A 12,186-nucleotide genomic window follows, 5' to 3' on the forward strand; every position below is an offset into this window, starting at 1 on the left:
TTCTGATGGAGCGAGACTATTTTAAAATTCGGGTATCCTCGACGGTGCGCGTGGCGCTGCCCCTGAGTCAAATCGAGGCGGCACTGCAAATCGACCGACAGCTCGTCTGTCCCGTTCCCGGCGTCGCCCCGGCGTTGCTGGGGGTGGTCAACCGTCGCGGGACGCTGACGTGGGTTCTGGATTTAAGTCACTTTCTCGAACTGGGGCCGTTACCGGCCATGCCGGGACAAACCCTCAAAGCCATTGCCCTGGCACCGTCCTCGGAGGCGAACCCCAAGACCTGGGAAGAGGCCAAACTGTCCTCGGGCGATCGATCTCGGGGGCCGGCCGTGGCTTGCGTCGTCACCGATTTAGAAGGGGTGTTTTCTCCCCAGCGAGAACTGCCCGTCACCGAGCGGCTCAAACCGCGCTTGCAAGGTCTGATACGGTCGATCGTTTACGACGGTAAGACCGGCTTGGCGGTTCTCGACCCCGATGCCTTGCTGCGGAGTTTGCGCGAGACGCCTCTCGACTTAGCCCCCGCTTGACGCGGGAGGTTTGACTCTTGCTGTTGTCTGTTATACGCGATGCGACTGGAGATTTCCCATGACCCAACCCACTCCCGAACGCGAAACCGCTACGTTCGCGGCGTCGGAACCCGAAGCGTTACCCGTGGAAGCGCCCCCAGAAGAGGAAGATGGCGGTTCTGACGACCTGCTGCAATTGCTAGTTACGGCGAACGGCCTCGAACAGGCCGGCGAAATCGATCGCGCTCGGGAGATTTATGAAGATATCGTGGCTCGCGACAGTACGGGGGTTTGGGGGCAAAGTGCCAGCCAAGCTTTAGCCAATTTGCCCCCCGCCGAATCCTCCGCTCTGGAAGAGACGACCCTAGAACGGACGGAATCGGACACCGAGACCCCGACGGACTCGGGAGCCTCTGTTTCCTCCCCGGCCGCTGTGGCGACGCCTCCTCGGAAAAAGCGGAAAACCGCGACGTCGAAAATGCGCCTGGGATGGGGAACGCGACTGAAATTGACCTTCGTCGCCGCTGCCGTGGTTCCTGCCGCCCTGACGGCCGGGGCGACCCTGTGGCTGGCACCGAAAACCCTACCGCCGACGAGCCATCGCACCGCCGAAGAGGGCGATCGCCTACAGCAACGACAAGCCCTCCTTGCCCTGCTCGTGGGAGGAGGAAGTACCTTAGCCCTCTTGGCCTTGACCCTGCCCCTAGCACAACAGCTCGACCGACAGCTTCGCGAGATAGCACGTTTTATCAAAAATGTCAAGCTAGAGCAGCCGACTCGTCCCCTCGAGGTTCCCGAAGGAGAAGGGGGGGTCAGCCGTATCGCCGAAAACTTACGAGACTTAGCCGATTTGGTCGTCGATCGCAACCATCGCCTACAACAGCTCGAGCGAGAGCAAGAACGAGATTCCCAGCGCGATCGCGCCGAAAAAGAGCGACTGCAACAACAAGCCCTCGAACTGCTCGAACGTCTCGAAGCCGCCCGCAGCGGCAACCTCACCGTCGAAGCGCCCCTCAGCGACGGCGCCATCGGAGCCATTGCCGACGCCTTCAACGCCACCGCGCGATCGCTGCGAGACTTCGTCAGCCAAACCGCCCGCGTCGCCGCCGACGTCACCGATCGCACCCACGACAGCGAAACCGCCGTCCGACAACTGAGCGACGCCGCCCGCCACCAATCCCAAGACCTACAACGAGCCCTCGACATCGTTCGCGCCATCGCCGACGCCATCGATCGCCTGTCCCAATCGACCCGAGACGCCGCCGACCTCGCCCGTCAAGCCACCGACGCCGCCCAACTCGGCGATCGTCACATGGACAGCACCACCGAAAGCATGGAACGGTTGCGAACCACCGTCGCCAACACCGCCAAAAAAGCCAAACGTCTCGCCGAATCCGCCCAAGAAGTCTCGCAAATCCTCGCCGTCGTCTCCGGCATCTCCGAAAAAGCCAACCTGCTGGCCTTCAACGCCGCCATCGAAGCCGCTCGAGCCGGAGAACGGGGCGAAGGGTTCCGACAAGTGGCCGACGACGTGCGGGGCTTAGCCGCTCAAATCGGCGAATCCGCCGGAGATATCGAGCGACTCGTCGGCAGCATCCAAGCCGAAACCGCCGACGTCCTCGACGTCCTCGAAGCCGGAACCGCCGAAGTGGTCGGTAGCACCCGCTCCGTGGGTCAGACCCAACAAACCCTACGCCAACTCAGCGAACTGAGTCAGGCCATCGATGGGTCTCTCCAAACCGTCGCCCGAGACAGTGCTGACCGAGCGCAGTCGTCCCAAGAGGTCAACCGCGTCATGGAAGAGGTCAACCGCGTTGCCCTCACCAACGCCGAAGAAGCCCAACGGGTCGTCAAAGTTCTGCAAGGACTGCTCGAGGAAGTTGAGACCCTCAAATCCTCTGTGGCAAAATTCCAGGTTGAATGAGGCCGCAGTGTCCCTTCGTTTTCTTAGTTTGTCTAACCAACGCCATCGAGACTCAAACCATGAAACATATATTTGTCGTCGAAGACGGTCACGCCGAACAAAAAATGATCGAAGCCCTGCTCAAACAAGCCGGGTTCCAAGTCACCCTGTCCAGCAGCGTTGACGAAGCCTGGGACAAACTGCAAAACGGCTCGCCCCCCGACCTGTTCGTACTGGACATCGTGATGCCGGGAAAAAGCGGCCTCGAACTCTGTCGCACCATCCGCGAAAGCGACAAACTCCAAGACATCCCCATCGTCTTCTGTAGTTCCAAAAGCGAAGAATTCGATCGATTCTGGGCGATGCGCCAAGGCGCCCAAGCCTACCTCGTCAAACCCTACGCCCCCAAAGAACTCCTCGATGTCGTGTACCAGCACGTTAAATGAGGTGATGATGAGATGAGGTGAGGATGAGATGAGGCGGTCTGGGATCGGTACGTGACGCGGACAAGCCATTCAAAGGTTGATTCCCCATCTCCCCATCTCCCCCTCTCCCCATCTCCCCATCTTCCCATCTCCCCCTCTCCATCCCGTTATCAATTGTCAATTATCAATTATCAATTATCCTCATGAGCCAGTCCTCCGCCAGCAACGGTAACGCCGCCACTCAAACCGGCAACGCCGACGCCCTCCTCGAACAGTTTCTCGAAGCCAACCGCCTCGAACAAGGCGGACAACTCGATCGCGCTCGCCAACTCTACGAGGCCATCATCGCCGAAGACCCGGAGGGGTTCTACGGCACCAGCGCCCGCCGCGCCCTCGACAGTCTGGGCGGTTCCGACGCTTCCACCGCCACGGTAGCCGTGGAATCTCGCGCGGTCGCAGCAGAGGACGAGTTCGACGAGGACGAAGACCGTGGCAGCTTCGCACCCCTGCAATGGGCGAAAGCCTGGATAAAACGCAGTTGGGAAAACCTCAGCTTTACCAACAAGCTCACGGTTTTACTGGTGAGCGGTTCTGTAGTTCCCGTGGCTTTGACGACGCTGTTCCTCGTCTCCCGAACTCAAGAACGGGTTCAAGAGGAGTTCCTCACCCAGTTGTCTTCGGACGTGGCGGCGTGGCGAAACGACTACGTTCTCTGGACGGAGGACGACAGCGTGACGGAGGCGGAAAACCTCTCGCAACTGGTGGAAATTCGCGGTATCGACCTGAGCAACCGGGGACAGGTGGCGCGGGAGCGGGGGTATTTGGAGGCCCTGGTGACGGAGGCGCTGGCGGCGGGAGACCGCAACCGGGCGGATACGACGAAGAGTTTTCGGATTTTGACGGACGCTCGAGGGCGCACGGTGGCGCAGGGGATTAAAATCCATACTTCGGCGCTGACGGAACCGACGTATCCGCCGCTTCCGGATGAGAACCGCCCGATTTCCTCTGGGGAGTTCCAGCGGGTGCAGACGGAACCGGGGATTCCGCTGGACGATTTGGAGATTGTGAAAACGGTGCTGTTGGACGGGAAGCCGCAACGGGGCATCGAAATCGTGTCGGCGGAGATTCTGGAACGGTTGGGTTTGGGGAAACAGGCAGAAATTCCACTGCGGGATGGGGTGTCTGACAATCCAGATTTAGCGCCGGGGGCGGCTCGAACTTACGATGTCGATGATTTTCGGGCGGGGTTGGCGACGGTGGTGGTGTATCCGGTGAAGGTGGGCGATCGCGTGGTGGGAACGGCGATCGTCGGGGTGCTTCACAACCGCCATCACGCGCTCCTCGATGAGTTTCAGCAGTTGTTCGGTGCGAACGCGATTTCGGTCTATGCTTACGACTGGCGGGTGAATACGAACGTGGACGCGGGAGACGGAACCCGCGCGATCGGGACGTTGGCACCGGGGCGGGTGACGTCGGCGGTGTTGGAGCAACGGCAGGAAACGTATTCGCTGGTGGAGGATATTAACGGGAGAAACTATTTGACGGTGTATCAGCCGCTCTACGACCACCGACGACGGATTAATCCCAATGTTTCTCCGGTGGGGATGGTGTCGGTGGCGAAGCCGCAACGGTCGTTGGAACGGCTGGTGCGGGCGCAGCAGTTGTTGGGAATCGCCGTCGGTGGCGGGGCGGCTCTGGTGGTGAGTGCGGTGGCGATTTTGGTGGCGAAGGCTTTTGCGCGATCGCTGGGAGATTTGGCGTCGTTCGCGCAACGGGTAGGACAGGGCGATCGCGGGGTGCGTTTGCAGGCGACGGAACGGGCTGATGAGATCGGGATTTTGTCTCAGGAGTTGAATCAAATGGCGGCGAGTATCGAAGCCAATATCGATGCGGTGCGGCGTCAGGAAGAGTTGCGGCGGCGAGAGGCGCAACAGCAACGGCGGGAGAAGGAACGGTTACAGCGGGGGGTGATGAACTTGCTGCTGGAGATTGAGGGGGCGCAGCGAGGGGATTTGACGGTGAACGCGGCGGTGACGGAAGGTTCGGTGGGGTCGATCGCGGATGCGTTCAATACGACGATTCGACGGCTGCGAGAGTTGGTGTTGCAGGTGCAAGGGGTGGCGAACCAGGTGAACGATTTGGCCACCGGAAGCGCCCCGGCGGTGAAAACCCTTTCGCGGGATGCAGAGGTGCAGGCGCGGGAAATCGAGCAAACCCTCGTTACGGTGGGGGAAATCGGGGATGCGATTCGACGGATCGATCGATCGGCGCAACAGGCGGCGGCGATCGCGCAGCAGGGGGCGAAGGCGGCGCGAGATGGGGAAGAGGTGATGGATTTGACGGTGACGAGTATTAAAAATATAAGTTCTGCGGTGGCGGAAACGGCGAGTAAGGTCGATCGCCTGACGGAATCCTTCAAACAAATCCTGCAAATCCTCACCATCATTTCTGGAATTGCCGAACGGACGAATTTGTTGGCGTACAATGCCAGTATCGAGGCATCGCGGGCAGGGGAAAACGGTCAGGGTTTCCGCGTCGTCGCCGAAGAAGTGCGACGCCTGGCCGGACGGGCGACGGAAGCCACCCGCAGTATCGAACAAATCGTGGAAGTGATTCAACTCGATACGGAAGAGGTACAACAGGCCATGGAAGTGGGTAAGTCGGAAGTGGCGGAAGGGACGGAATTGGTGGCGAAAACCAAGCAAACCCTCAAAGGTCTCGCCGATGTCAGTCAGACGATCGATCGCTACGTCCAGTCGATTTCACAAAACACCACGACTCAGACGGAGGCGTCGAAACAGGTGAACGACCGCATCGAACAGGTGGCGGAGATGACCCAAAACACTTCGACCCTCGCTAAAGATGTGACGGCATCACTTGAGGAATTGGTGGCCGCCGCAGCCACCCTCAAGGAATCCGTGGCGCAGTTCCGGTTGTAAGCGATCGATGTCGCATATCGATTTCGCGTTCCGTTTTCGTTTTTCGTTTGGTTTGTACGATCGTGAATTACACTCTCGACCCCGCCGTTCTCGAAGCGATCGCTCAGGAAGCCCGTCAGTGCTTCCTCGAAGAAGACGCCCCCGGCTATCTAGACGCTCTACAACAGGGACTCCGACAGATGGCGGAGGGGATACCGCCGGACTATCGCGCCCTGATGCGGGCGGCGCACTCCGTCAAGGGCGGGGCGGGGGTGGCGCAAATGCCGGGGTTGAGTACGCTGGCGCACAAGCTAGAAGACCTTCTTGAAGCTTGGAACGAAGAGCGAATTCAAGATCTCGATTCGGCGTTGGCGTTGATGCAGCAAGGGTTGGAGACGCTGACGGATTTGTTGGCAGCGGCGCAAACGCAAGGCATCGACCTAGAACCCGATCCCGATTTGCTGAAAGCCCTCGATGACTTTTTAGCTGTTCTCAATACAGACCTCGCTCCAACGCCGCCGCAAGAGACCCCGGAAGAACTGTCTCCCGCGAAAAAACGCCTGATTCGCACGGCGTTGGAGTCGGACTTGGAAACCTGTTTGACGACCCTCGAGGAGAGTTTGGACTCGCCGGAGGACGATCTTGGGGATGCGATCGCGACGTTTCTGGACGAATGTTTGTTGTTGGGAGAAGCCTACAGTTTGTCGTGGCTGGTGCGATCGGTGGAGGAGACGGGGGCGGCGTTGGATAAGGGGTCGCTGTCGGTTCAGGGGTTGGTGGCTTTAGCCCGCCAGACCTGTGAGGGGTTGCGACGCCAACGGGACGCCTATTTGGAAGACATTGCTGAGGAAGCGAAAGAAACTACGGCATCGGCGACATCTCCTGTGGCCTCGAAGGCTCAGGGGAAGTCTGAAGGAACGGGTAGCGTTCCAGCGAGGGCGCAACAGTTGCGGGTTCCCCTCGAACGGATCGATCGCATGAGCAGTTTGGTGGGGGAGTTGATTACCTCCCACGAACGGTTGATGCTGCAACAACAACAACTCAAACAAGCCAGTTCGAACCTGCGGCGCATTGTAGAACAGGTCAAACCCGTGCGGGACGACGTACAAACGCTGTACGATCGCCTATCGACGACGGAGGGCAACGGTTCGGATTCTGAGGACAGACCGGCTGAGGAGTTCGACGCGCTGGAGATGGATCGGTATACGGCCCTGCACAGTAGTTTACAAACCTTTGAGGAACTGATCGCTCAGGTTCAGGAAACCCGCATCGACATCGATATTGTCAACCGGGAGTTGGGGCAGGATTTGGGGCTGGTGCGGCGAGATCTCGATCGCCTTTACGACGAGGTGACGACTTCCCGTCTGGTGCCGTTTAAGTCTTTCGCCCAGCGGTTCGTTCCACAACTCCAACGCATCAACCAACGCTGCGGCAAACAGTCCACGTTGGAAATTTTCGGAGAAAATGTTCCTGTGGATAAGGTGCTGCTGGAACAGTTGCAAACGCCCCTGACGCACATCCTCAACAACGCTCTCGACCACGGCATCGAAACGCCAGAAGACCGCCGACACCTGGATAAGTCGGAAACGGCGCGTATTTCTCTCTCGGCGAAAACAGAAGGCAGCGAGGTGGTGATTACCGTTGCCGACGACGGCCGGGGTATCGACCTCGAATCGGTCTATCGCAAGGCGATCGATCGGGGTCTCTGTCCGCCTCACGTGACGCTGGCTCAAATTCCTCGGGAAACATTGCTCGATTTCATCTTCCAATCGGGATTTTCTACTGCTGCACAAGTCAGCGACATCTCCGGGCGGGGGGTTGGTATGGACGTGGTGCGAACGCAGGTTCAACAACTGCGGGGCAGCGTGGAGGTGGATACTGTTCCCGGAAAAGGCACGACGTTCTCGATTCGGCTGCCGCTGAGTTTGAGTTTGCTTCCAGTGTTACTCTGTCAAATCGGGCAGCAGATGGTGGCAATTCCCAGCGATACGGTGTTAGACGTGCTGCCCTACGAGGACGCGGTGGGCATCGGTCGCACGCCGATTTCTAGTCCGAGTCTTGGGGGAAATGGAGGGCCGGATAAGGCATTTGACACTCTCGAAACTTCTATGACTTGGCGGGGTCAGGTGTTGTCGCTATATCCGCTGTGGGGGATGTTAACGTACAACACGACGGCTGCGGTTTCTTCGACGCCTCGGGTGGTGTTGGTGTTGAAGGGGGCGACGGCGCCGCTGGCGGTCGCTGTCGATGCCATTTCCGACGAGCGACAGTTGGTTCTCAAGCCGTTTGACGATACGGTGCCGGTGCCGCCTTACGTGGCGGGTTGTGCGATTCTGGGGACGGGGGAAGCGGTTCCGGTGATTTTGCCTCGTTTTCTGAAGCCGGTGTCACAGCAGAAAATCGCATCTGCACCGCCGACGGCGATCGTTTCGGCGCGAACGATTTTAGTAGCGGAGGATTCGACAGGGGCGAGGCGGTCGATCGAACGTATCCTAACCAGCGCCGGGTTCGTGGTGGTGCCTTGTCGGGACGGCGGGGAAGCCTGGAAGAAGCTAGAACAGCGTCAGGGGGCGGTGGATTTGGTGGTGACGGACATCGAAATGCCGGTTCTCAACGGGTTTGATTTGCTCAGTAAGATTCGATCTCATTCGACGTGGTACAGTTTGCCCACGGTGGTCTTGACCTCTCGCACGGGCGATCGACACCGCCAGAAGGCGCAGAGTTTGGGCGCCAACGCTTATTTGGGAAAACCGGTGACGCCGGCGGAGTTACTGGCGAGTATCGACCAATTGTTAGGGAAAGGCGTGGCGGTATCCTCGTAGCGGCGAACTGTGAAGATTTAACACGGCTTCGATCGTCAGCCCTTGCCCCTCGATAAAATCGAAGATCTGACGCCGCTCTCGTGACCATCTCGCACGAGAGCGAAAGGTTGTTTGCAAAGTTGATATTTTAGGCAAAATGCCCGAATTTGCTGTTGGAGAAAAAGTCCGCATCGTCCTGCTTCCCCCCTATTTAAAAACCGCCGATCCCATGCCCATGTTGCGCCCCCAAAACATTCTGAAGGTGGGGGACGAGGGTATCGTCACCGGACGCAATCCCGGCGGAACTTGGAGCGTTCGCTTCGAGAAGGGAGCGTATCTTCTCGACAGTCAATATTTAGAAGCGATAGATAGTTGAGAATTGAGAGTTGACGTTAGAATTCGTCGAATCTCTTTTGAAAGGCGGAATTCAGACTGAGCAACCTTTCAAATCGACGGGAATTGAGCCGAGCCACCTAGAAAGTTTTGATAGGATATGTGCAACGGCTCCTGTCTCGCGAAGGCGTTACGGGGAGAAAACGAGGGGTCAAACCGCCTCCCATTGCCTCCCCAGCCGTCGCGTACAATGAAATCATGGAACATCACAACCACGATCGCAGCGCGGCCGAACGAGCGTTTCGGGAATCCCTCGAACGCTTGCGGGAAACGCTGGAAAATCCGCCGCCGAAACAAGCAGCTTCTGAAGTCCCGCCGTCTCCGGCGAACGAGGCGGAACTCTGGGAGGATGCGATCGACGACATCGAGCGGTTTCTCAACGCTCGCCACCCTCAAGATTCCGATTCTGAGTGATGTTTTGAGAGAGAGATTTTCCACCCTCACTGGCGTTGGCGTTGCGCTTCAAACACGAACAACGCCGTGGCAATGGCGACGTTAAGCGATTCGACTTGGTTCGACAGGGGAATTCGTACCTGAACGTCCGCTAACTCCGACAGTTCCGGCGACAGCCCCGCCCCTTCGTTCCCCAGCAGAATCAGCGACGGACGTTGAAAATCGATATCCCAGTAAGTTTCGCCCGCATCGCTACAGGTGGCGATAATTTGAATCCCCGCTTGTCGGTTTTGGCGAACCAGTTCGGGTAAATCCGGCGCAACCGCCATCGGCAGTTGAAACCAGGTTCCGGCAGAAGCCCGCAACACTTTCGGGTTGTCCACGTCCACGCTATCGTTACTCAACCACAAGCCTTCGATATCTGCGGCGACGGCGGTACGGATGAGAGTCCCTAAGTTACCGGGATCTTGCAGTCGATCGATCGCCAATCCGATACCGGAAACGGGAAGTGAGGGAGTCGGATTCGCCAGTCGCGGCGCAGTCGCCACCACGCCATCGGGGTGGACGGTGGTGGAAATGGATTTGAGAACGTCTTCGCTAACCCGTTCTAGACGGTTTCCCCGATGGGGCAGTTCTCGCATCAGTGCGGGATTGCTGTTTTGCCAGGATTCGGTGTAACAAACGATATCGAGCGGATAGTGGTGATGGCAGGCTTCTTGTATCAGGTGCGTGCCTTCGAGGAGAAATCGTTCTTGTTGTTTGCGAGATTTGGCGGCTTTCAGTTTGCGGATTTGTTTGATGGTGGGGTTTTGTAAGCTGGTGAGCATTTTTTATTAACAGTATTTTTGTCGGTTAGACTGAGGAACGAAACCCAATTTTTCCTAAATTTTAATGGGGTGCGCTTCAATGGATGTAAAAACACGAAGGGTGCATCTCACTTTTGTAAAAATATGAGTTTGCGGTAGGTTGGGTGGAGCGAGCGCGAAACCCAACAACATATCGATTCAGTGCAGAGACTCCGATCTGATAAAATTACATTTTTGAGATGCACCCAACACGAAGCTCTGGGTAGGTTGGGTGGAACGGAGTGGAACCCAACAGCCAATCGCTCGATTACGGAGAGCGCGTATCCGATAAATTGACTTCTTTGAGATGCACCCATTTTAAGGTCTTATTTTATTATAGTATATTTTTTTGTCGTTCTATAAAATATTTCACAATAACCCGATTCAAATATTCAAGTTATAGAAAAAACAATAAAATACCAGGAAAATTTTAAGTGCAATTCACGTATTATTTAAAAACCCTAAATAATACGAAACCCAGGATAATATGGGTTTCAAAAATTATTTATTCACCACAGGAATACATAGAAAACAGAGAGTTGTTTGCAGAGTTGAGAATAATTCGTGAATTAGAATCACTATATTTCAACAAAAAATATTTCAACAAAAACATATTTTTGGGTCGATCGCACAAAAAACATGGAAATTCTAAATACTTTGCCGACATGGCGAGATCCCCGGCATCTTCAAGATGCCGGGGATCTGACTTAGATCTGACTTATACGAGAAGCTTGTCAAGAATATTGGGTCTCCGCCGTTTGCGGGGGAAAATGTATAGCAAAATACAAATACCTGGAGAATCGAGAGCCAAAACCCCTGAAATCTCGTGAAGTCAGTTTTTCTGTCACCCTAAACGGCGAAGAGCCAGAATATTGGCACAGATTTCTAGATCTCGAGCGGATATTTTCACCACAGAAGCCGACGCTCAAACAGTACTTTGCCTTCTCTCTAAAATCCCCTCTCTGTGTTCTCTGTATCTCGGTGGTGAAACCCTCCCCAAAAAAACGATTTTAACTCGCCCAAACACGAGCGTTTAGTTTCTTCGATCGTCAATACAAAAAGAAGAATTCGTGGCAAAAACAAAGCCTTTTGAAACACCACGAATTCCTATTATTTTAAATCAAAACCGAGCCGTTAAATCGTATCGGGATCGACCCCGAGCGTCCGCAACTGTTCGGCGAGGCGGTTTGCCCATTTTTGCGATCGCTCCGTGCGTTGGTTGGCTTGCATCAACTGAGACTCAGCGCGTTCGGCACGTTTTTCATATTCCTCGAGATCCTGAAACTCCTGCTGTGCCAACTCGAACCCCGTCGGTAAAACGTGATTCTGTTGGTCGCACCAGCGCAGCCAGAGATTTTCCTTTTCCTCAAAATCTCCCTGCCACAGCAACAGTCCCAAGCCCACCTGATCGAGCCAAACAGATTTACCCTCTTGGTCGATTTTGGCAATTTCAAAATAGCATTTCCCGCGCAGTTCAAAGACCGTTAACGTGGCCTCGCTGATGAGTTTATCGGGGTCGAAGACCACGTAATAACTCACCCGCAACCGTTCGTAAGTGGCGAGTTTGCCGCCGAACTCGTCCCCCTGGCGATCGGAAACGAGTTCGAGAACCAAATCCGGCGATTTCCCAAACTGCCACAGAAAATACGGCGAATGTCGCTGTTGCCACCAATTCGTATTGACATCGAGGCTGAGAATTAAATCCGGCACCACGAGGGGCTGTCCGTGGGTGTGCAGGATGCCGACGTTGGCTTCCACGAGAAACGGCTGACCCCGCAGGGAGGTGTAGAGAGAATCGGTTAACAACCGCTTCTGTTTGGCAGAGGCAAAGTCATCGACGGGCATTTGGGTTTCAACGATCGCCTCGTCGGGAACGAAACCGAAGGAATTGTCTACAGGAGGGGAGATTTGAGTCATAACATCAGATACTCTGTCGGGGTCAGAGATAGGACTGTTCGAGGTCAGCATGGAAAATTGTAAGTTCGGGAATTTCGGAGATCGC

General features: G+C 56.2%; 9 protein-coding genes. 7 read left to right on the top strand and 2 right to left on the bottom strand.

The features are described from left to right. Positions 1–5: 5 nt before the first annotated feature. From ACP5D4_RS01195 to ACP5D4_RS01225, 7 genes are all read left to right on the top strand, one after another. On the top strand, positions 6–527 hold the full coding sequence (locus ACP5D4_RS01195; RefSeq protein ID WP_428009788.1) for a chemotaxis protein CheW: 522 nt from the start codon (positions 6–8) through the stop codon (positions 525–527). 58 nt (positions 528–585) lie between these two features. Next, positions 586–2,430, top strand: a complete 1,845-nt coding sequence (locus tag ACP5D4_RS01200) for a methyl-accepting chemotaxis protein (protein ID WP_428009789.1) — start codon at positions 586–588, stop codon at positions 2,428–2,430. 59 nt (positions 2,431–2,489) lie between these two features. Next, positions 2,490–2,855: a response regulator transcription factor gene (locus ACP5D4_RS01205; RefSeq protein WP_428009790.1), complete on the top strand. Its 366-nt coding sequence runs from the start codon at positions 2,490–2,492 to the stop codon at positions 2,853–2,855. A 182-nt stretch (positions 2,856–3,037) separates the two neighbouring features. Beyond that, on the top strand, positions 3,038–5,773 hold the full coding sequence (locus ACP5D4_RS01210) for a methyl-accepting chemotaxis protein (protein WP_428009791.1): 2,736 nt from the start codon (positions 3,038–3,040) through the stop codon (positions 5,771–5,773). A gap of 62 nt (positions 5,774–5,835) precedes the next feature. After that, a complete protein-coding gene (locus ACP5D4_RS01215; RefSeq protein ID WP_428009792.1) occupies positions 5,836–8,574 on the top strand; it encodes a response regulator in 2,739 nt (912 codons plus the stop codon). A 136-nt stretch (positions 8,575–8,710) separates the two neighbouring features. After that, positions 8,711–8,929: a regulatory protein SipA gene (sipA, locus tag ACP5D4_RS01220; protein ID WP_428009793.1), complete on the top strand. Its 219-nt coding sequence runs from the start codon at positions 8,711–8,713 to the stop codon at positions 8,927–8,929. A 119-nt stretch (positions 8,930–9,048) separates the two neighbouring features. After that, positions 9,049–9,360, top strand: coding sequence for a hypothetical protein (locus ACP5D4_RS01225; protein WP_428009794.1), 312 nt, complete (start codon positions 9,049–9,051; stop codon positions 9,358–9,360). 26 nt (positions 9,361–9,386) lie between these two features. Here the strand turns inward: ACP5D4_RS01225 and ACP5D4_RS01230 are convergent, their stop codons facing one another. Both ACP5D4_RS01230 and ACP5D4_RS01235 read right to left on the bottom strand, forming a co-directional pair. After that, entirely contained in the window at positions 9,387–10,166 is a 780-nt protein-coding gene (locus ACP5D4_RS01230; RefSeq protein WP_428009795.1) for a TrmH family RNA methyltransferase, read from the bottom strand. A gap of 1,152 nt (positions 10,167–11,318) precedes the next feature. Beyond that, positions 11,319–12,101, bottom strand: coding sequence for a Uma2 family endonuclease (locus tag ACP5D4_RS01235; protein WP_428009796.1), 783 nt, complete (start codon positions 12,099–12,101; stop codon positions 11,319–11,321). Positions 12,102–12,186: the final 85 nt, after the last annotated feature.

This window comes from Baaleninema sp. (assembly GCF_049974805.1).
Lineage (GTDB): Bacteria > Cyanobacteriota > Cyanobacteriia > Cyanobacteriales > Geitlerinemataceae > Baaleninema.